The organism is Streptomyces meridianus (assembly GCF_023703325.1).
In the GTDB taxonomy this organism is placed as follows: domain Bacteria; phylum Actinomycetota; class Actinomycetes; order Streptomycetales; family Streptomycetaceae; genus Streptomyces; species Streptomyces meridianus.
This window is the reverse complement of sequence record NZ_JAMQGM010000045.1, coordinates 21,145-41,401: the sequence shown is the minus strand read 5'-3', so window position 1 is coordinate 41,401 and position 20,257 is coordinate 21,145. Positions and strand designations below refer to the sequence as shown.

Genomic DNA, 20,257 nt, shown 5'->3' with positions numbered 1-20,257 from the left:
CCCACATGACGTCGATGTTCTCGACTCGCACAGCACGCCGGTCACGGGATGAAGCCGATTGCCGAGGTGTTGGCGGACTGCGCAGTGGACACCGGTCTCGTCCAAGGTCTCTCGGACGGTGGTGCTCTCCGCTTTACCCCCCGGCTTGATGACCCAGGCCGGGAACTGCTACGTGATCCCGGCAACGTCGTCGTCCCGCCGACACACAAGCAGGACATCGCTGTCGCGAACCACCACCGCGACGGCCACCCGCAGTGCCTGTACGCCTGGCGGCGTCCGAGTCCGCTGGGGCCCGTTCCTTCGCCAGCAGGAGTGCGAAGCGCTGTCGCGCAGTGGCAGGGGCATGCTCATAGGCCGTGTCGAGAAGCTGCTACATCTCCCTACGAGGTACGACAGACGCGTCGGAGTGCCAGGCGGCCACAGTCCTCAGGGCGATACCCAAGTGCGCGGCGAACTGCTCGCTTCCGAGCCGGAAGGGCGGCCTGCAGCAGGCAGGCGTAGCGGCCGTTCCAGCGCCCGATCACGTCCCCACAAGACTGCCCCTCGTCGCCGCTCCGGTGCAGGAACCCGCACGCCGAAATGCACTCCCACTGCACTGGCACTTCATGGCCGCGCGAGAAGAGCCCCGGGAGAATCAGAGTCACCAAGGGCCAAAGGCACTCGCCGATCATTGAACACTCCCCATCGTGGCGCAGAAGTAGCGAAGCGCGCTCTTGCGCAATCTCGCGCATCTCCGTGGCGGTGGCGAGCGGCGATCTGATCAGCTTTGCGCGATGTGTACCGCGGCAGGAGTCCGAAGCAATCAAGACCTTGCCGCGCTGCTCTGGTTCGGCCGACACGGCGACCTCCCACAGTGCCGTACGCAGACGGCTGGCCTGAATCGGCGTGATTTGCTGGCCTCGGTAATGGGGGCCGCTGTCACCCTGATAGGAGATCCCGGCGAACCAGTTCAGGGTGTATTGGGGAAAGTAGTAGTGGGCGTGCCCGTGCTCCGACCAGAGCTTTCCACCCAGTTCAGCTGCGTTCTTGGCGAGACTCACGTCGCTACCTCTCCGCCATTGGTCGGGCTCGCTCCGCATCGACAGTTAGGGCGTCTTCGACTAGATGGAACTGCACGCGTTCTTGTTCGAGTCGCACGTTGGGGCCGAGGTCACCATCCACGAGGCTGTCGTAGACATCGGCTTCGTCCGGTGTGAGCGTGCTCAGCGGCTGGTGGGTGGGGGTGTCTTCCTTCACCCACTGTTCGCGGTGCTCCAGGAGAACACTGCGGTTCATCAGGATGGACTGCGTGTGCGGGAAGGCCCAGCGCAGCCGGTCGAGGATGGCGAACCCGTGTGTGTCCACATCGCCCCAATAGACTAGGCGTACGTCCTGCAGCCAGGAAAGGCCGGACAGCTGGGTGACGGCGTAGCCGCCGCCGTGGATCACGATGCTGTGGGGCTGCTTGGGGAAGGCCAGGTAAGTGGTTTCGTTCTCGACGACGTACACGGTCGTGATGCCGGACGGCGGCGCGGTGAACTCATCTGTGCGTACGGTGAGTTCGCTGAAGCCCGCCAGCGGCTCGCCGTCGAGCAGTCGGAATCGTAGGTAGGCGGGCTTGCGCAGGAAGCGGAAACGGGCGGCGAAATCGGTCCGCGCAGACTCGGAGTCGATACGGTCTTCGGGAAGGCACTGCTCGAGCAGGGTGGTCAAGATGGAGCGGTGGCATTCGATGAACTTGGTGTCCACGCCGGGAACGTCGAGTTGGCGCAGGTGGACAGATGGGCCGCGGTAGTCGGTGATCCAGCGGATCGTGGCCTGAAGGCGGGGCCAGTCGGCTTCCCTGTCGAGGACCTTCATGGGATGGGCGATCAGCCAGGGGATGATCTCGGGCAGCCGTTCCTGGGTGGAGGCCAGCAGGCTTTGGAAGCGGGCAACCGTAGGGGTGACGCCCAGCAGGCGCCACAGGTCGTCGCGGTCGTCGATCCAGATGCGGTCGGGCACATTGTTCACGCCGGCCAGGCGTCCGCCGAGTCGGCGGTACTCGATACGCAGGTGCGGGTGAGCGCTGGGCGCCCACGACTCGGCCCAGGCGAGGACGTCATCGTAGCGGCGGGTGATGTCGCCGGCTTTCGGGCCGCGTAGAGGAATCGCGACGGGTTCCCAGTCTGTTCCGTCGGCGAGTTGGGTGAGGTAGGCACCGGTGTTCCACCGCTTGCGGAGGCGTGCGAGGACGGCCTCCGGCGTGGTCCAGGTGGATCCTTGATGCGTCGTCATCTCAGTCTCCCTGGCCAGAGGCAGGCTGCATACCGGCGAGGGTGTGGGCGAGGCGCTCTTGGCGGTACTGGGCGATGGTCAGGGTGCGCAGGCGGGAGTGGTGTCCGTTCGGGTTGTCGACGAAGCCGACGGCGGACACGTACGGCTCGATGACATGGATTTTCTGGAGCGGGGTGACGATGAGGAGTTGCAGGCCCAGGCGTTTGAAGAGGTCGAGGGCGAAGCGGGCGGATTCCTCGGAGCCGCGCCCGAAGGCTTCGTCGATGACCACGAAGCGGAACGTGCGGCTCCTGCTGGCGGTTGCATCCAGTTTGAACTGGTAGGCGAGGGAGGCGGCCAGGATGGTGTAGGCGAGCTTCTCCTTCTGGCCACCGGACTTGCCGCCGGAGTCGGAGTACACCTCGTACTCGGAGTCGTCCTCGCGACGTCGCTCGCTTGCGCTGAAGACGAACCAGTAACGCACGTCGGTGACGCGTCTGGTCCAGGCCCGGTCGGCATCCGTGTGACCCTCGCGCCCCTTGAAGCGTTCGATCAGACGCTGGACCTGGTGGAACTTCTCTTCTGAATACAGCTCAGAGCCGTCGCCTGACAGGACGTCGTCGGTGCAGGCGCGCAGTTCCGCGGTGAAGTCGCGGATCTCCGTGTTGGGCGTCGGCTCGGGCTTGAGCATGATGTAGCGGCCCGGGTTGTAGTCGATGCCGGCCAGCGACTCGTTGATCGTGTGGATGCGTTCGCCGATCTCATCGGCCCAGATGGTCAACTGAGCGTGGAATCCGGCGATTTCACGGATCACATTGGTCTTCAGGTACGTGCGGAACTGGGCCTCGAATCGGGGCAGGTCGTCGGCGACAAGCTGCTGATGCAGGGTGCGGTAGCCGTCGGCGGAGGCGACGGAGTCGTCGAGCTCATTGGTCTCGGACGGGTAGTCGGTACGGAAAGTGCGCATCTGGGAGGCCATCGCCTGGGCCAGCCGTGTCTGTTCCTTGCTCCAGCGGTTCTTCTGTGCCGTCAGGTCCTCACGGAGCCGGGTTTCGGCCCGGGTGCACTCCTGCGGCGTGCGGCAGGCGAGGCGGGCATCCTTCAGGCGCTGTTCGAGGGCGGGGAACTGGGACTGAGCGTCGGCTGCGGCAGCCTCGGCGAGAATGGCCCGCGCCTCGTCACAGCCGCGGATGGCCGTGGTCTGCTCACCCAGCGCCTGGCCCCAGTTCTGGTTCGCTTCCTCGTAAACGGCGTCCTGCTTGCTGATCTCGTCGGCGACCTCGTTCAGCCGGCGTTCGAGTTCCTTCAGGTCCTTGGAGGCGGCTTCCAGGCGCTGCTTCTCATCGGTCAGTTCGGTGATCCGCCGTACAGCTGACGCCCAGTCGATTTCACTGTAGTCACGCAAGGCTGCCAGCCGGTTGAGGACCTTGTCGAGGCTCATGCTGTCCGCGTGAGCGGCTTCCAAGCCGCGCTTGCGTTCGGCCAGTTCGCGCTGGGCGCTGTGAACGCGGTTCGCCTGGTCAAGGAGAGCGTCCATCTTCGCCTGGTTGGTCCAGCCGAGGACGTAGGTGCTGCGGTCGTCGATGCGGGTTGTGTCGTTCTTCTCGTGGCGGCCCCGCGCTCCCTTGATCAATCCCTTTTCGGTGATGGCCAGTTCAGCCTGCCGGAACTCGTCCATGGTGGCCACGCAGGCGTGCGATGCGCGGCGCTCGAGCTCACCGGCCAGCCATTCGGCGAACGGGGAGTCGTCGCGTACTTCGAGTTTGGTGAACAGCGCGTTGGGCGGGGCTTTGTGGTGGCGCCGGGGCGGGAATTTGTCGGGTACCCGGTAGTAGACGAGCTTGGCCCCCAGGTGATGACCGTTGATCCACTCGGAGACTCGGTCGTACTGGTCGCCGGGGACGAGGAGGGACAGGGCGAAGCCGCGCAGCAGACGCTCGGCGGCGCCGGCCCACGCCTGTTCCTCTTCGCGGACCTGCATGAGTTCGCCGACGAACGGCAGTGCGCTCTCGTCAAGACCGAGCTCCTGGCACAGGCGGGCCCGTACATCCAGCTGCTTGCGGGAGATGTTGCTGCGGCGTGAGCGCAGACTGACCAGGTCATCGTTGAGATCCTGCGCCTGCTGCCTCAGTTGTGCGGCCTCGACGGCGAGCGCCTCCAGGGCCATGCGCGCCTGCTGCTCGGCTTCGGCCGCCTCGTGCTGGGCACGGGCGATGTCGTCGAGGCGACCGGTGAACTGAACTTGATCAGTGACCAGAGCCAGGTCGGCCTGTTCCAGCAGGTCGGCATGCTCGAGGGCTCGCTTGTGCCGGGCGTCGCGCTGCAGCTCCGTTTCCTTGATCTGGCGGCCGAGTTCACCCAGGCGCCCGCCACCGAGCCCTTCACGCTGCAACTCCCATCGGCTCTGCTCGGCACGGAGTTGGTCGAGTCGTTCCTTGGCGCTCTGCTTTTCGTGCGCGAGGCGAGAGAGCATCTGTTCCAGGGCGGCACACTGCTCCTCGTGCAGAGCCGCGGTGTGCTGGGCGATGAAGTAGCGCAGGGCGGCCTGCTGCGCGTCCCCTTCGTCGATGCGCGCGGTCAGGTCCTCGTAGGCGTCGCAATCGGCAAGCAGCGGAGTCAGTGCCTCGATCTGAGCCCGGGCCCTCTGAACCGAGTTGTAGGTGGTGGTCAGGGCGTCGAAGTGGGTGACGATGTTGTCGGTCATCGCGGCCGCGTCGAACGGTTCGAGCATGTGACTGCGGACGAAGTCGTCCAGGCTGCCCACCGCCTTCATCGACACCGTCTGGTGGAAGAGCTCCAGGGCCTGCTCGGAGTCAATGCCCAGACGGCGCCGCAGGTCCTTGCTGTAGGGCGGGAACGTCTTGTGGACGCGGACCTCGTCGGCTTCGAGTCGATTCTTCAACGCCCGCACCTCGGTGCCGAAGTCTGCGAAGTCGTCGGCGACGGACAGGGCCCGGTCTGCGACGAGGAACAGTCGCTCCGGGCTGGTGGCGTTGGCATCGGCCAGCCCGAACACCTGACCCAGCGTGACGGTCGACCCCAAAGCGGCGTTGTGGAACACCCCCAGGATCACGGAGTAGTTGCCGGGTTTGCGCAGCGCCACCGGCTTGGTCGCGCCGGTCTGCTCATTGCGTTCCGACTTGTAGTGGCCCAGCACATAGGAGCGCAGGCTGCGCTCGCCGCTCTCCGCGCCGGCCGCCCGGTTGTAAGCGATCTTGCGGGCAGGCATGAACAACGTGGTGATCGCGTCCACCAGGGTGGACTTGCCGGAACCAATGTCGCCGGTCAGCAGACCGTTGGCGCCGGCGAGGCCGAACGACCACACGTGTTTGTCGAACGTGCCCCAGTTGTAGACCTCCAGGCGCTCCAGCCTGAAACCGGCCACTGCCAGGTCGACGGGGGTGACCGTGCCGGCCGGGCCGGACTGTGCGGGGATCACTGCTGCTTCTCCTGAGGGGCGTGGGAGGCCACGTACTGGGCCAAGTTCGTGTCGAAGTCGGCGAGCCATTGCCCGTCGACGAAAGCCTTGATGATCCGCTGCACCTCGAACAGCTGCTCTTGGCCACGGGCACGGCGCAGGAACTGCAGATCCACGACCTTGTTGATGTGGCCGTCGATCTGGTCGATCATGCGCGCCTCGTTGCTGCCGGCCGGGAGGAACGTGCGGATCATCTCGACGATCTCGTCACGGGTGATCATGAGGCGGGTTCCGTCCGCGCCCGCGTCGAACTCCGCGAGCTTCTTGCGCAGCAGCACAACCAGCAAACTGACGGGGTAGGACAGCGAGCGGCGGGGAATCAACCGCGGCGGCGTCGTGTGCGAGTCCCAGGCTTCCTCCTCGTCGTCGGGCGTCGACTGGAGAAAGGCGTAGCCCTCCATTTCGTCGATCACCACGCGCAGGCCCATGACCTCGACGTAGTCCTTGACTCCAGCGCTGAGGTTCAGCAGCGCGTCCCAGGCCCGCTCGTGCTGGTCACGGAAGACCGGCCCCTTCAGCAGTTGATTGACCGGCAAGGACAAGGTGTACGGCTGCTGCTGTCCTGGATTGGCAGACGGGTTCATCGGTCTTCCTTCTGGCTGGTGGCCCAGGTGATGCCGCGGCCGGTGCGGGCGAAGGTGACCACGGGCACGGTGGCAACCTGCTGGACGTCGTTCTCGCCGATCCATGTGATCTCTTCTTGACGGCGGTCGTCGAACACCGTGGTGAACCCGTCGTCCGGCAGCGCGAAGTAGGCGATCAGTTCGGCGAGGCCCTGCTCCAGTGGGTGCTCGCGCAACGTCTGAGCCAACGACACCTGTGTCCGGGCACCGAGGGCGTGGTGCACTGCGGCCGTGAGCCGGGCGGGGTCCACATAAACCGCCTCGAACAGGGCATCCACGGTGAACTCCTCGTCCCCCGGCTGGATCCCGGTGCTGTCGATCGGCGTCTTGACCACCGGCGCGTACAACGGCCGCTCCATCGGCAGAGCGATCGCCGGCGCGGCCGCATCGATCTCGGCGATCAGTCCCACGCCAGACACATCACGCAGCGCCAGGGCCTTGGCCTCGATCGGGCGTACCAGTTCCAGGACACGGCGGTCTTCCGAGCGCACCTGGTCATCGAGGAATCGGCGCAACTGGTCTGACAGCTGCCGCACCGTAGCCTGGGTACGTTCGGCGGCCTCCAACCAGTCCCGGTGCATGCGCCGCATTCTCGGGTCAGGCTCGTCGATGGCCTCCATGCTCTCGACCTCGGCCAGCAGCGTCTTGAGCTCGTCCTGACGACTCGGGGCGAGCAGAAAGTCGTAGAACGCCTGGAAGGTCCTGCCCTGATCCGACTCTGCAATACTCTCCCGGCTCCCCAGCACCTCATCCAGGAGTTCGCCCTTGGCCCCATCCCATGCGGCGATTTTGCTCCGCAAATCGCGGTCCAGGTCTCGGAAGTTCGCCTCCACCTCACGGAAGTCGGCCAGCAGCCCATGCGCCGTTGAGGTCACCTGCTGATAGCGGTCCCGCAGCGCCGCACTATCAAGGACGTCCACCTCGCCAGCCTCAACCCGCGCGATTTCCTGGTCGATTTCGTGTCGGCGCCGCGTGAGCTCGGCCAGTCGTGCCTCGGGGTCGGTTTCGGTTCCGAACGTCATCTGCCGCAGCAGATCGAAGATCGTGTTCAGGCGCGACTCCGTACCGACGAACGAGCGCTCTTCCAGCGACCGGACCCACGCAAGGGCCTTCTCGACCGCGGCCGTGGCGTCAAAGTGCGGTTCGTCCGAATCCGGCGGGTAATACTTGCGCAGCCAACCGTTCTCCGGTGCCGACCAGACATCCAGGTACGCCTTCGCGGACTTGGGAAACGCGCTCCGCCCCAGCCGCTCATTGAGCGCGAACAACTCGTCGTCCAAGCGTTCGACAAGCTCCGGGCCAGCAATCGACCGCGACCCTTGCTCGACGAAAACCTTGTTGAAGAAGCTCAGCATCAGCGCCGCGTGGTCAGCTCTCAGCAACCGCCAAGCCGCGCTCTGCTTCCGCAAGGCGACCAGCCGGTCGTAGTCCAAACCCATACGCACTGCCTCTCACTACCCCAGCGGGTACGACCGCATTTCCGCCAACAGCGAAAGCGCACACCCCACCCGTTGTGGCTTGTCTGCGCAGCTGTGCACAGGCATTCCGTGCCAGTTACGCAGAACCGTAGAGCCCACCACTGACATCGGTCTCGGCAGAGCACACAGCCCAGGCCGACGAGGACTTCCCCAGAGGGAAAAGGGGTAACGAGAAGACAGAGACGTCCGGATTCTCTTTATCGAACAAAACTCCGAATGTGCTTCGTAGCCCAACCTCACTCACCGGCCGCAAGAGACGCGGCTCCGCAAGACGACAATCCGCGATCACACCGTCCGGCGATCGCGTTCACGCGCGTGGGCGCACCACCGCGGTGGCCTCCAGAAGACGCTTCCGACCGCCTGCGCCCCAGCGCTGCTCGGCCGATGCCACCAAGCAGACGAAAAGCGCGCTGGGCGTAGTAGGTACACCACTAGCGCCACAAAGCCTCAGCAGCCCGCCACAGTGTGCCTGACGCCTCATCAGAACGAGTGTCATGGGCGTCATTTCGGGCGTCAAGATATCGCCCGTACCGGTCCACGCCGCACATTATGTGCACGCACAAAACCGCAGGTCAGGAGCCCTTCGTGACCGGCTCAAGGATCGCCACGCACTCCACATGATGCGTCATCGGGAACACATCAATGGCTTTCCCAGACCTCCCAACGGAGTCGGGCGTCGAGCAAGCGCGACTCATGCAAGGACGCACTGATGCTGGTCGCCCTGCGTAATCGCCGTCCTCCTTCACAACCTGCGCACCGGGTTGGGCCTCGCAGGCCACGCAAAGAATCGGTGCCACCCGCCCGGAGTGCCGCAACTACGGGCGTCGGCACGCCGCTGCTTCAAGTGGAACGGACGTCCACGAACTGCGGAGTTCCCGGTCGTGCTTCACATGGTACAACTCCGCGTAGTGAGTGCTGCCGATTTGCTGCATTCCGGCGCGGCTGCATTGCGTTGACGACCTTCCCGGGGTGCTCCGCACCTTGATGCTGATCAACTGCGCGGCCAGCCGCGCAATGCCGGCTGCTTGGCGTGCTCGGCGATCCCATCAATCTGATTACTCATCAGTAGAGTCAGCAAAGGGTCAGCAAGTGTCTGATCAGACCTGGTCACAGGTGCCAACACCTGCAAGTGCCGACCGCCGAAGGTGCCGGCCCACGCCAGGCACAACTGTGCCCCCTCGCCGGCACGGCGAGGGGGCACAGTGAGGGCGAGCGCCGGGTCCTCACGGCGGGAACAACAACCCAGGTCAGCGCACCCGTCCCCGAGGTTTCAGCGCCACCGGCGGCAGCCCCGGAGCGGGCAGTCGATCGCCGGTGTAGCCGTGCACCTCGCCGAAGCGAGACCCCTCCATCCAGTCCGTCCGAGCCTCATCGATTTCCCGATGCGAACGCCCAATGAAGTTCCACCACATGACGATCTTCTCCTCGAACGGCTCCCCACCGAGCAGCATCACGCCCGCCCCTGCGTCCGAGCGCAGCGGCAACTCCGAGCGACCGCAGCCCAGATAGAGCATCGAGCCGGGTTCCAGCCGTACCCCGTCCGCCTCCGCCTCGCCGGACATGGCCAGCGCGGCGTACTCGAAGTCCCTTTCCAGCGGCAGCCGGACGTCGCACCCGGGCGCGAGTGCCAGGTCAGCGCCCGTGATCGGCGTGTGGACGGTTCCCGGTGAGCGCGCGCCGTCGAGGTCGCCGAGGATCACGGTGCCGGTGAGGCCGGGGCCGGTGGCGACGGGCAGAACGGGGTGGTGCTCGAAGGCGGGCGCGACCCGGCGGTGTTCCTCGGGAAGGGCGACCCACAGCTGCGCCCCGTGCAGGATCCGGGGGTGATCGGCCGGCGATTCCTCCGAATGGGCGATGGCCCGGCCGGCGGTCATGAGCCCCAGTTCGCGGGGACGGATGGTCTGCAGGCTCCCGAGGCTGTCGCGGTGCAGGACCTCGCCGTCGTGCAGCCAGCTGACGGTCTGCAGCCCCGTGTGCGGGTGGGGCGGGACCTGCATCCCGGGCTCGTCGAGGATGTCGTCGGGCCCGTAGTGGTCGACGAAGCACCACGCCCCGACCATGCGCCGGCCGAGATTGGGCAGCAGACGCCGCACCCGCGTGCTCTCACCGAGCGCCACCTGCCGTGACCGAAGGAGTTCGCGCACCGGCTCGGCGGCCACTTCGCTCCGGCCGCCGCACAGCGTGGCCGTCGCCCGTCGTTCGAGATTGCTCATGCCGTGAAGCTACTCCCGGCGTCCCGGACCTGTTGGTCCGGCCGCTCCGCGGCCGCCCCTCCCCCGGGCCCGCTCCCCGACCCCCGCGCAGCGCAGCCACCGCAGCCGGTGACCGGGGCCCCTGCGACATCGGCATACGAACTGCGCACCACGGGCCGCAGCGGTAATCTGCCGCAAGGACGGCAATCGCTCTGCCCGGAATGTTCGGGTGAGGAGAGCGTCCCGCCTGCTCGGGGCGCTCTTGAGCAACCGCCCCCCGTGCCCTTGGGTGGACGGGAGCAACACGGAGTTTCGTACGTCCGGGTTGAGACGAAGTCCTCTGCGACGGGAGGTACCGGCCATGCCCGACGAGCTCTGCACGGACCGGCGACGAGCCGTCACCGAAGCCGAGGTGGAGGCCCGGGTACAGGGCATCTGCTTCAAGACAGGTCCTCCCCGACGCATCGGTGTCGAACTCGAATGGCTCATCCACGACCTCGGCGATCCCGCACACACCGTCGCACCCCCGCGGCTCTCGGCCGCCATCGCCGCTCTGCGCGCCCTCCCGTTGCGCTCCGCGCTCACCTTCGAACCCGGCGGCCAGCTCGAACTGAGTTCCCTGCCCGCCGAGTCGCTGACCGACTGCATCGCCTGGGCGAGCGCCGACCTCGATCTCGTCCGCGCCTGTCTGCATGAACACGGCCTGACCCTGGCCGGTCACGGGCACGAGCCGTGGCACCGGCCGCGCCGCGTGCTCACCGACCCCCGATACTGCGCCATGGAGGCGTACTTCGACCGCGGCGGTACCGCCGGGCGGTCCATGATGTGCAGCAGCGCTTCCGTCCAGGTCTGTCTGGACGCCGGGCACGAGGAGCCGGGGCCCCTCGGACACGGCCGCCGCTGGCGCCTGGCGCACCTCCTGGGCGCCGTCCTCGTCGCCGCGTTCGCCAATTCACCACTGTCCCTGGGCCGGCCCACGGGCTGGCGCTCCACCCGGCAGGCCGTGTGGTCGGCCATCGACCCGGGACGCACCTCGGCGCCCTCCGACGAGTGGGATCCCCGCGCCGCCTGGACCGCGTACGTCCTCGACGCCCCGGTCATGTGCATCAGGGACGACGACGGCCCCTGGGCCGTGCCCGAGGGCCTCACCCTGCGCCGGTGGATCCGCTCCGGCATCCCCCGGCCGCCCACGGCGGAGGACCTCGACTACCACCTGACCACGCTGTTCCCGCCGGTACGGCCCCGCGGTCACCTCGAGCTGCGGATGATCGACGCGCAGCGCGGAGAGCACGGCTGGGTGGTTCCGCTGGCCGTCGCCGTCGCCCTGTTCGACGACCCCGAGGCCGCCGAGATCGTGTACCGCTCGGTGAAGCCGCTCGACGAGATCGCCGGCAGCACTCCGGCGCCCCGCAACCCCCTGTGGCGCGCCGCCGCCCGGGACGGCCTGCGCGACCCGGATCTGCACGCCGCCGCTCTCATCTGCTTCTCGGCGGCCGAGGAAGCACTCGTGCGGCTGTCCGCGCCGCCGGCCGTCCGGGCGGCCGTGGCCGCGTTCACGGACCGCTACGTGGCACGGGGCCGATGTCCCGCCGACGACGTACTCGACTCAGTGGCAGGGCTGAACCCCATACCAGGGAAGGACACCCGTACATGACCCCGCAGACACCGGACCGCACGGCTGCCGGGACCGCCGACCCCGAGACGTTCCGGCAGCGGGCGGTCGAGATGCTGACCACGGCGCGTTCCCGTACGGCCGCGCTGACCGGCTGCGTGGAGGATCCCGACCTCACGGCGCAGCACTCGCCGCTGATGTCACCGCTCGTCTGGGACCTCGCGCACATCGGCAACCAGGAGGAGCAGTGGCTGCTGCGTGCGGTCGGCGGGCACGAGGCACTGCGACCGGACATCGACAAGGTCTACGACGCCTTCGAGCATCCGCGTGCCGAGCGACCGAGCCTGCCGCTGCTGCCCCCGGACGAGGCCCGGGCCTATGTCGCCGACGTCAGGGCCCGCGTCCTCGATGTGCTGGAGACGACGCAGTTGCAGGGTCGGCGCCTGGTGGAGAACGGTTTCGCCTTCGGCATGATCGCGCAACACGAACAGCAGCACGACGAGACCATGCTGATCACCCACCAGTTGCGCCGCGGCGCCCCCGCGCTCACCGCTCCTCCGCCGCCGGCCCCGCGGGACGCCGCCGCCCTGCCGACCGAAGTCCTGGTGCCCGCAGGCCCGTTCACCATGGGCACCTCGACGGAGCCGTGGGCACTGGACAACGAGCGTCCCGCCCACGAAAAGCCGCTGGCGGGCTACTTCATCGACACGGTGCCGGTCTCCAACTCCGACTACGCGCGCTTCGTCGACTCCGGTGGGTACGACGATCCACGCTGGTGGATCCCCGAGGGCTGGGCGTACGTCCGCGAGCACGGCCTGTCCGCTCCCCTCTTCTGGCGGCGCGAGGCGGGGCAGTGGTTGCGGCGGCGGTTCGGCGTGGTCGAGCCGGTCCCGCCGCAGGAGCCCGTGCTGCACGTCAGCTGGTACGAGGCGGACGCCTATGCCCGCTGGGCCGGACGGCGGCTGCCGAGCGAGGCGGAGTGGGAGAAGGCTGCCCGGCACGACCCGTCGTCCGGGCGCTCCCTGCGCTACCCGTGGGGCGACGCCGACCCGGCTCCCGAGCACGCCAACCTCGGGCAACGCCATCTGCAGCCCGCCCCGGTGGGCAGCTATCCGGAAGGGGCCTCACCGCTCGGGGTGCACCAGCTGATCGGGGACGTGTGGGAGTGGACGTCGAGCGACTTCCTGCCCTACCCGGGATTCGCGCCGTTCCCCTACCGCGAGTACTCCGAGGTGTTCTTCGGCGACGGTCTCAAGGTGCTGCGCGGCGGTTCGTTCGCGGTGGATCCGGTGGCCTGCCGCGGTACGTTCCGCAACTGGGACCTTCCGGTGCGCCGGCAGATCTTCTCCGGGTTCCGGACCGCCCGCGACGCACATCCGGAGGCCGCGTGAACACGGCATGCACCGCGAGCGACGGAGGCGCCTGATGTGCCGCCACCTCGCCTACGCGGGCCCGGCCACGGCCCTGCGGGACGTCCTGACGGAGCCTCCGCACGCGCTGTACCGGCAGTCCTGGGCGCCACGGATGCAGCGGTACGGAACCGTCAACGCGGACGGTTTCGGCGTCGGATGGTACGCACCCGGCGACCCGGTCCCGGCCCGCTACCGCCGCCGGGGACCGATCTGGGCCGACCCGTCCTTCGCCGACCTGGCCCGGGTGGTGCGCACCGGGGCACTGCTCGCAGCCGTACGGGACGCGACCGAATCCGGCGCGGACGGGGAGGCGGCGGCCGCACCCTTCGCCTCGGGGCCGTGGCTGTTCAGCCACAACGGGGCGCTGACCGGCTGGCCGGGGTCTGCGGCCGGGCTCGCGAGCGGACTGCCCGCGCACGAACTGCTGCAGCTGGAGGCACGCTGCGACTCGGCACTGGTCTGGGCGCTGGTCCTGCACCGGCTGCGCGAGGGGGACTCCCTGGGTCAGGCGCTCGTCGACACGGTCACCGAGCTGCACGCCGCGGCCCCCGGATCCCGGCTCAACCTGCTCCTCACCGACGGCGTGTCGGTCGCTGCCACGGCTTGGGGGGACACATTGTGGTATTCCGCCGGGCCTGCCGGGGGCACCGTCGTGGCCTCCGAACCGTACGACGACGATCCGTGCTGGGCCGAGGTGCCCGACCGGACGCTCCTGTTCGCCGACCGTACCGACGTCCTGCTGACCCCGCTCAAGGAGCCTGCCCCGTGAGTACGTTCGCCGTGACCCGCACCCTCCCGTCCGATGCCACCTCCGCGGCCCTGCGTGCGGACGTCGTCGAGGGGCTGGGCAGCGACCCCAAGCACCTGCACCCGAAGTGGTTCTACGACGCACGGGGCAGTGAGCTGTTCGAGGACATCACCCGGCTGCCGGAGTACTACCCGACCCGCGCCGAACGGGGGATCCTGATCGGCCGGGCGGCGGAGATCGCCGCGGCTTCCGGTGCCCGGACGCTGGTCGAGCTGGGCTCGGGTTCGTCGGAGAAGACGCGGCACCTGATCGAGGCGCTCACAAACCTCGATGCCTATGTTCCGGTCGACGTGAGCGAGAGCGCCCTGACCCAGGCCGGGCACGTCCTGCTCGCCGACCATCCGGGACTGAACGTGCACGCCCTGATCGCCGACTTCCAGCACGGACTCCAGTTGCCGGACACCCCCGGCCCACGGCTGATCGCCTTCCTCGGGGGCACCATCGGCAATCTGCTGCCGGAGGAGCGGGCGGGGTTCCTGCGCGCGCTCCGGGACCTGATGTCGCCCGGGGACGCGCTGCTGCTGGGCACGGACCTGGTCAAGGACGAGCGGACGCTGGTGGCGGCCTATGACGACTCGGCCGGTGTCACGGCTGCCTTCAACAAGAACGTGCTGTTCGTTCTCAACCGGGAACTCGGTGCGGACTTCGACCCGGAGGACTTCGACCACGTCGCCGCGTGGGACGCGGACCGGGAGTGGATCGAGATGCGTCTGCGGGCCCGCAGACCGGTGACGGCCAAGATCCCTGCCGTCGACCTGGCCGTCACCTTCCGGCCCGGGGAGGAGATGCGCACCGAGGTCTCCGCGAAGTTCCGCCGTGAGGGCGTGCGGGACGAACTGGCGGCCGCCGGGCTCACCCTGGAGCACTGGTGGACCGATGACGCCGACCGGTTCGCGCTCTCGCTGTCCGCCCCGTCCGCCTGACCCGCCGTTCCGGGGCCGGTAGTGTCTCGCCCGGCCCCGGAGCCGCGGACGACGTTCCCGCATACGCTGCCGATGACCGGTGGACGAGGGGCGTCCCGCCGTCGACATCAACTGTGTCCCGCGTCACACTTCGGGGCTCCGATGCAACCTTCCAGCCCTCGTCGGTCATTGACTGCGGCAACCCGGAGTTGCGCTCAACACCCCTGTTCTGCGCACCGGTTGCCGGCACCACGAAATGCGCCGCCTGCTGACCCCACCAGAGCACGAGGAAGCCCCCACGCCGGTAGGCCACGCATCATCCTTCCCCGCTCATCCCCCCGAAAGGCCCTCCGTTGCGCCGCATACTGCTGCCCGTCCTGGCCGCCGTCCTCTCCGTGGTCGGCACCTCGGCGGCCTCTCCGCCGAGATCCGCTGTCATGGCGCAGCAGACCGTCGCCGCGAAATACGGCCCGCACCCCCGTCAGTCCGTGGACGTCCACTGGAATTCCTCCCCTGCGCCCCGGCCCGCGCTCGTGCTCATTCACGGCGGCTACTGGTACGAGCAGACCGACTGGTCCGCATGGGCGGACAAGTTCGCCGACGAGGGCTTCCAGGTGTTCAGCATCAAGTACCGGCTGAACTTCGAGGCGGCCTGGCCGGCGCAGCGCGAGGACGTCGCCGCCGCCGTCCAGTGGGTTCGGGACAACGGCGCGCAGTACGACGCCGACCCGGCGAACGTCGTCGTACTCGGCTCGTCGGCCGGGGGGCAGATGGCCACCGACGCGGCGACCCACGGCACCAACGCCCTCGGTCTGAAGGGTGTGGTCGCCCTGTCACCGGTGGCCTCCCCCTACCGGGCCTGGGTCGACGGCAACACCTCGACCGAGGCGAAGGTGCGCAAGGTGCGGGACAATGCCGCCATCCTCGCCCGCTGCTACCCGGACTCCACCGACAACGGCACCGAACTGCGCGACACCGGCTGCTGGGACACCTGGCGCGACATGGTCTCCAAGAACTGGGCCAACCCCGGTGACGCCCCGATGTATCTGGTGCACTCCGAGGGCGACTTCGTGCCGGCGACCCACTCGGCCGACCTCGAGGCCACGGCGGAGTCCAGGGGCGTTCCGGCCGGGGACGTCACCACGACGATCGTGGCCGGCTCGTCCACGCACGGCGGGGGCCTGCTCAGTACGGCAGGCATGTTCGACTCCGTCGTCAGCTGGCTCAAGGACCGCACGGCCCAGACGCCGTGACACCGCCGGGCGTCCCGGCGGGGCGCCGCACGCGCGCCGGCAACCCCATCCTCGAAGGAGCAGCAGTTGAGCCGACATGCCCTTGATGTGTTCTCCTGGCCGAAGCCGGGAGATTCCTGCTTACCTTGCGGTAGCCCAAGCGCAGGGCCCTGGAGGGTCTGGACACGGAAGGCGATGTGCCAGCCGAGCGGGTCCTTGATCAGCCGGGCCCCGGTGATCCGGTTCTCCGCGTTGGCGTGCTTGCCCACGGGCAGGTCCCTGGTCCACCGAAACCGGACACGGCCCACCTTGACAATATTGACCTGCCCCCACCGGCGGTGCACGCGGACGATGTTCAGGTCCCGGCCCTGCGGGATGTCCACGGACATCACGGCGCGGGCGGCATCGGCGGTGCGGCCGAGTCCGGGGACCGCATGGGCAGTTCGGTGGCGGGGGGCGACTTCACCGGCGACGGCGCCACGGGACTGGTCATCGGCGCCTCCGGTGAGAACTCCGGGGACGGCACGACCGTTCACCGCACGGCCGCCGGCACCTCGTCCTACGTGGGCCGCTCGGTCGCCGGAACCTCGAGTGGCGGCGCACTGGGCAGCGTCCTCGCGCCCTGAACCGTTCGGCCCGGACTGCCGGCCGACGTGCCGGCGGTTCCGTGGGTGCGGCGTCCTTCCCGGGTGCCGCCCCCGGGGCGTAACCCCGTGGCCTCCCCGGTCTCCGGGCCATCCGGGCCCGCCCCGGGGGGGCTGCCGCTCAGGTGACCGGGAGAACATCCGCGTTCCGGGGCACGGCTGCCTCCGCTCTCTCTGTTCCTTCACGTTCCCCGCGGGCCGCCGTCACCGCGGCGTGGGCGGCGCGGGCGAGCGCGCGCCGGTCGGGGTGAGCACCGGGCGGGATCAGCGGCAGCACCCTCACCTCGGCGATCAGCCCCCGGGCCGCGACGACCCGCCGCAGTGACGCGACCAGGGTGTCCTCGCCGACGTAGGAGGCCGCCGCGGCCGGCCTGCCGTCCGCCGACCGGTAGCGGATCAGGACCGGTTGGACGGGAACCGCGGCATCGATGGCGGCCTGGAAGGCTGCGGGACGGAACGGTCCCTGCCGGCGCCCGCACCACGTGCTGCCCTCGGGGAAGACGACGACGCTGGTTCCGCGGCCCAGGGTGCGCGTCATTTCGGCGACCGCGCCGGGCAGCGCCCGCAACCGCTCCCGTTCGAGGAACAGGGTGCCCCCGAGCGCGGCGATCCTGCCGAGGACCGGCCAGAAGGCGATGTCGCTCTTGGCGACCACACGGCCCGGCCGCACTGCGGCCACGAGTGCCACGTCCAGCCAGGAGATGTGGTTGGCGACGACCAGTGCCGGACGCCCGGCCACCGGCCCGGGGCAACCGCTCACGCGCACCCGCAGGCCGAAGGACACGGCGAGCGCCCGGGACCACGCCGCCGTGACCCGCAGGCACCGGTCCGGCGGCCACCGGCGCACCAGGGGTGCGAGCAGGATCCCGGCCGTCAGCAGGAGGCCCGCCACGGCCAGGCGCGCGTGCCGGCGCACGACTCCCGCCTGCGGTTCGGAAGCGGCCACGCACTCCCGGACCGTGCACGGCGCGGTGGGGAACCAGGCGCCCATCACTCGGGGGCGAGGGCGAGGAAGCGGCGCAGGTACCGGGCGTCCGTACGGCGCAGCGAGAGCAGCACGTACAGGTCGGCGGCGCCGAACGCCGGGTCGTGCGCGGGCTCGCCGCACACCCAGGCGCCGAGCCGCAGATAGCCGCGCAGCAGGGGTGGCAGCACGGTGCGCTCGGGCCGGGCGATGCCGTCCGCGTCCCACGGCAGCAACGGCCGCACCCGGTACTCCGGCGGGGCCAGGTGCCGGTCGATGACGGTGTCGCGGACCCCGGCGGCGAGCGTCCCGCCGTCGGAAAGGGGTAGGGAGCAGCATCCGCCGAGCCAGTTGTGGCCGCTGCGGACCAGGTAGCGGGCGATCCCGGCCCACATCAGGGCGATGACGGCCCCGTCGCGATGGTCGGGGTGCACACAGGAACGCCCCACCTCGACGAGGTCGGGACGGATGGCGTGGTGTGCGCCGAGGTCGAACTCGCTCTCGGCGTACAGGCGTCCGGCGACGGCGGCCCGACCGGGGGGCAGCAGCCGGTACGTGCCGACCACCGAACCCGTGGCCCGGTGCCGCACGAGCAGGTGGTCGCAGTAGGCGTCGAACGGATCGACGTCGAGTCCGGGCTCGGCGGAGTTCAGCACGGCACCCATCTCGGCGGCGAAAACCTCGTGGCGCAGCCGCTGGGCGGCTCGTACGCCGGCTTCGTCGTCGGCGAGGGAGACGGTGTACTCGGGCGCCGTCCGGGACGTGGCAGGTGCTGCCGGGGCGGGCGGTCCGGCGGCGGGTCCGAGGGGCTGCGGGGAGATCGAGGCGGGCAGCGGAACGGCGGGGACGAGCGAGTGCGCGGCGGTCATGGCTGTCTCCTGTGCCGGGCGAACCGGCAGGTCGTCGCGGGAGTGCGCTGTTCTCCTCCTTCTTCGCGGAGCCGGCTTGCCTCGACGTGTCCGTTGCGGGCAGTGCGGGTGTGGAGAGGTTGAACGGTCCCTTCGCCTCGCCTCGCGCGCCCCCGCGACCTGGGGCACCGTGGAGGGGAAACCGGATTCGCCCGTGTCAGCAGGGAGCCCGCCATGTCCCACCACACCTACCGGGTGACAGAGATCGTCGGTTCGTCCCATGACGGGGTGGACGCCGCCATCCGCAACGGCATCCGCCGGGCGTCGCGGACGCTGCGCAACCTCGACTGGTTCGAGGTGACCCAGGTCCGCGGCAACATCGTCGACGGAGCGGTCGAGCACTACCAAGTGGGGCTGAAGGTGGGATTCCGCCTGGAGGACGAGGACGATCTCGGGCACTGACGGCGGCCTGCCCCGGCTGCCGCGTCCGAACGGGACCTGCGGCCCGGTCCGTTCGGGTCCATCGGGAGGCGGGCCGGGCACGGTGACGTGACCCCGGCGCCCGCCTCCGGATCGCCGGCGTTCAGAAGTGCCCGGTCGGCGGTCGCCCGGACGGCCCAGCAAAGTGGGCAGATGATGTGCCCGGCGGGCACCGATAGCTGGGGCGGCAGTATCCCCCGCCCTCCCGACCGTCCCCCAGGGGAGGACCACGTGCCCGAAAGCCTTGAGCATTTGCGACGATGCTCCGTCGCGGTGGATCTCGGCGCCGCCCGGACCAGGGTGTACGTCAAGAACTCCGGCCTGGTCGTCGACGAGCCCAGCGTCGCCGCCGTCAACACGCGTACCGGCGCGCTGATCGCGGTGGGCGAGCTCGCCGAACGCATGACCGGCCGGACTCCGCAACACATCCGCGTCTGCCGGCCCGTCTCGGGCGGCACGGTCGTGGACATCGACATGGCCCAGCGGATGCTCCGGCACCTCATCGGGGACAAGCTCCGCAGGGCGTGGCGCCGCAAGCCGACACTGCGCATCGCGGCGTGCACTCCGCACGACAGCGAGCCTCTGACGCAGCGGGCGGCCGTGGAGACGCTGACGGCGCTGGGCGCGCGCCGGGTCGAGCTGGCGAACACCCTGGTGTGCGCGGCGGTCGGGGCGGGGCTTCCGGTCGAGCGGCCGGAGGCCACGATGATGGTGGTGTGCGGCGCGAGCACGACCCAGGTGGCCGTGCTGTCGCTGGGGTCCATCGTGGCGGCCGAGACGATCCCCGTCGGGGGCCACTCCATCGACCACGCCGTGGCCGAGTACCTGCGCGGCAAGCACGAGCTGGTGATGCCCCATCCGACGACCCGTCCGCTCGATCTGATCCTGGACGTCGCCCACGGCTCCGGCGAGCCGGCGGAGGTGCACGGCCGGGATGTGGCCACCGGTCTGGCGCGCTCGGTGGTCGTCGACCGGGAGAACATCCGCCGGGCGATCGGCACCCCGCTGACCGCGGTCCTGGACGGGATCCGCGCCGTGCTGCGGCAATGTCCTCCGGACCTGGTCGCCGACCTGTCCGACCGCGGCATCATGCTGGCCGGCGGCAGTGCCCTGCTGCCGGGCCTGGACACCATGCTCAGCCAGGGCACCGGGATGCCGGCCCATACCGCCGAACGGCCGGACACCTGCGCCGTACGCGGGCTGGGCGCGATGCTCGAGGGCAAGGTGCGCCCGCTGCACCTGGATCCGCTGGCCGGCTGAGCGGCCCGGGCAGTGGCCGGACGACGGGGTGCGGTGCCGGCCTCGCGGTGCGTCGCCATGTCAGCGGCCGCACGGCCACGAAGGCACGG

The 20,257-nt window shown here is 69.3% G+C and carries 16 protein-coding genes; 8 read left to right on the top strand and 8 right to left on the bottom strand.

Translation table 11 applies throughout. From position 1 onward, the window contains the following. Positions 1 to 380 precede the first annotated feature (380 nt). The 6 genes from M1E25_RS25940 to M1E25_RS20285 all read right to left on the bottom strand — a co-directional run bounded on the left by M1E25_RS25940 (position 381) and on the right by M1E25_RS20285 (position 10,027). Positions 381 to 1,040 carry a hypothetical protein gene (locus M1E25_RS25940; protein ID WP_372501193.1) on the bottom strand — a complete coding sequence of 220 codons (660 nt, stop codon included), beginning with the start codon at positions 1,038 to 1,040 and terminating at the stop codon, positions 381 to 383. Between the two features lie 4 nt (positions 1,041 to 1,044). Then, entirely contained in the window at positions 1,045 to 2,256 is a 1,212-nt protein-coding gene (locus M1E25_RS20305) for a Wadjet anti-phage system protein JetD domain-containing protein (protein ID WP_251417722.1), read from the bottom strand. Position 2,257: 1 nt separating this feature from the next. Beyond that, positions 2,258 to 5,674 carry an ATP-binding protein gene (locus M1E25_RS20300; RefSeq protein ID WP_251417719.1) on the bottom strand — a complete coding sequence of 1,139 codons (3,417 nt, stop codon included), beginning with the start codon at positions 5,672 to 5,674 and terminating at the stop codon, positions 2,258 to 2,260. Then, positions 5,671 to 6,297: a DUF4194 domain-containing protein gene (locus M1E25_RS20295; RefSeq protein WP_251417717.1), complete on the bottom strand. Its 627-nt coding sequence runs from the start codon at positions 6,295 to 6,297 to the stop codon at positions 5,671 to 5,673. Before M1E25_RS20295 ends, M1E25_RS20300 begins: the two co-directional genes overlap by 4 nt. Beyond that, positions 6,294 to 7,775 (bottom strand): DUF3375 domain-containing protein, encoded by a 1,482-nt coding sequence (locus M1E25_RS20290; protein WP_251417715.1) that lies wholly within the window; start codon positions 7,773 to 7,775, stop codon positions 6,294 to 6,296. The genes M1E25_RS20295 and M1E25_RS20290 overlap by 4 nt, the downstream gene beginning before the upstream one ends. A 1,286-nt stretch (positions 7,776 to 9,061) precedes the next feature. Then, positions 9,062 to 10,027: a pirin family protein gene (locus tag M1E25_RS20285; RefSeq protein ID WP_251417713.1), complete on the bottom strand. Its 966-nt coding sequence runs from the start codon at positions 10,025 to 10,027 to the stop codon at positions 9,062 to 9,064. 340 nt (positions 10,028 to 10,367) lie between these two features. On the opposite strand from M1E25_RS20285, the gene egtA reads away from it, so the two are divergent. The 6 genes from egtA (at position 10,368) to M1E25_RS20250 (ending at position 16,598) form a co-directional block, all read left to right on the top strand. Then, positions 10,368 to 11,660 carry an ergothioneine biosynthesis glutamate--cysteine ligase EgtA gene (egtA, locus tag M1E25_RS20280; RefSeq protein ID WP_251417711.1) on the top strand — a complete coding sequence of 431 codons (1,293 nt, stop codon included), beginning with the start codon at positions 10,368 to 10,370 and terminating at the stop codon, positions 11,658 to 11,660. Next, positions 11,657 to 13,009 carry an ergothioneine biosynthesis protein EgtB gene (gene egtB / locus M1E25_RS20275; protein WP_251417709.1) on the top strand — a complete coding sequence of 451 codons (1,353 nt, stop codon included), beginning with the start codon at positions 11,657 to 11,659 and terminating at the stop codon, positions 13,007 to 13,009. Before egtA ends, egtB begins: the two co-directional genes overlap by 4 nt. A 34-nt stretch (positions 13,010 to 13,043) precedes the next feature. Then, positions 13,044 to 13,799 (top strand): ergothioneine biosynthesis protein EgtC, encoded by a 756-nt coding sequence (gene egtC / locus M1E25_RS20270; protein WP_251417707.1) that lies wholly within the window; start codon positions 13,044 to 13,046, stop codon positions 13,797 to 13,799. Next, on the top strand, positions 13,796 to 14,761 hold the full coding sequence (gene egtD, locus M1E25_RS20265; protein WP_251417705.1) for an L-histidine N(alpha)-methyltransferase: 966 nt from the start codon (positions 13,796 to 13,798) through the stop codon (positions 14,759 to 14,761). The genes egtC and egtD overlap by 4 nt, the downstream gene beginning before the upstream one ends. A 332-nt stretch (positions 14,762 to 15,093) precedes the next feature. Beyond that, entirely contained in the window at positions 15,094 to 15,993 is a 900-nt protein-coding gene (locus M1E25_RS20260) for an alpha/beta fold hydrolase (RefSeq protein WP_251417703.1), read from the top strand. A 317-nt stretch (positions 15,994 to 16,310) separates the two neighbouring features. Then, positions 16,311 to 16,598, top strand: a complete 288-nt coding sequence (locus M1E25_RS20250) for a hypothetical protein (RefSeq protein ID WP_251417701.1) — start codon at positions 16,311 to 16,313, stop codon at positions 16,596 to 16,598. 139 nt (positions 16,599 to 16,737) lie between these two features. Here M1E25_RS20250 and M1E25_RS20245 read toward each other — a convergent pair whose 3' ends face one another. Next, positions 16,738 to 17,562 (bottom strand): lysophospholipid acyltransferase family protein, encoded by an 825-nt coding sequence (locus M1E25_RS20245; protein ID WP_251417700.1) that lies wholly within the window; start codon positions 17,560 to 17,562, stop codon positions 16,738 to 16,740. A gap of 44 nt (positions 17,563 to 17,606) precedes the next feature. After that, entirely contained in the window at positions 17,607 to 18,449 is an 843-nt protein-coding gene (locus tag M1E25_RS20240) for a GNAT family N-acetyltransferase (RefSeq protein WP_251417697.1), read from the bottom strand. Between the two features lie 213 nt (positions 18,450 to 18,662). Between M1E25_RS20240 and M1E25_RS20235 the strand changes: the two genes are divergently transcribed. Both M1E25_RS20235 and M1E25_RS20230 read left to right on the top strand, forming a co-directional pair. Beyond that, on the top strand, positions 18,663 to 18,890 hold the full coding sequence (locus tag M1E25_RS20235; protein ID WP_251417696.1) for a dodecin: 228 nt from the start codon (positions 18,663 to 18,665) through the stop codon (positions 18,888 to 18,890). Positions 18,891 to 19,139: 249 nt separating this feature from the next. Further along, on the top strand, positions 19,140 to 20,168 hold the full coding sequence (locus M1E25_RS20230) for a rod shape-determining protein (protein WP_251417694.1): 1,029 nt from the start codon (positions 19,140 to 19,142) through the stop codon (positions 20,166 to 20,168). The last annotated feature ends 89 nt before the right edge of the window (positions 20,169 to 20,257 follow it).

Bases quoted from the DNA above. Each gene is read 5' to 3' on its own strand.
- M1E25_RS20295 (WP_251417717.1), bottom strand. From the start codon at position 6,297: ATGAACCCGTCTGCCAATCCAGGACAGCAGCAGCCGTACACCTTGTCC.
- M1E25_RS20240 (WP_251417697.1), bottom strand. From the start codon at position 18,449: ATGACCGCCGCGCACTCGCTCGTCCCCGCCGTTCCGCTGCCCGCCTCG.
- M1E25_RS20285 (WP_251417713.1), bottom strand. From the start codon at position 10,027: ATGAGCAATCTCGAACGACGGGCGACGGCCACGCTGTGCGGCGGCCGG.
- egtC (WP_251417707.1), top strand. From the start codon at position 13,044: ATGTGCCGCCACCTCGCCTACGCGGGCCCGGCCACGGCCCTGCGGGAC.
- egtA (WP_251417711.1), top strand. From the start codon at position 10,368: ATGCCCGACGAGCTCTGCACGGACCGGCGACGAGCCGTCACCGAAGCC.
- M1E25_RS20235 (WP_251417696.1), top strand. From the start codon at position 18,663: ATGTCCCACCACACCTACCGGGTGACAGAGATCGTCGGTTCGTCCCAT.
- M1E25_RS20290 (WP_251417715.1), bottom strand. From the start codon at position 7,775: ATGGGTTTGGACTACGACCGGCTGGTCGCCTTGCGGAAGCAGAGCGCG.
- egtB (WP_251417709.1), top strand. From the start codon at position 11,657: ATGACCCCGCAGACACCGGACCGCACGGCTGCCGGGACCGCCGACCCC.
- M1E25_RS20305 (WP_251417722.1), bottom strand. From the start codon at position 2,256: ATGACGACGCATCAAGGATCCACCTGGACCACGCCGGAGGCCGTCCTC.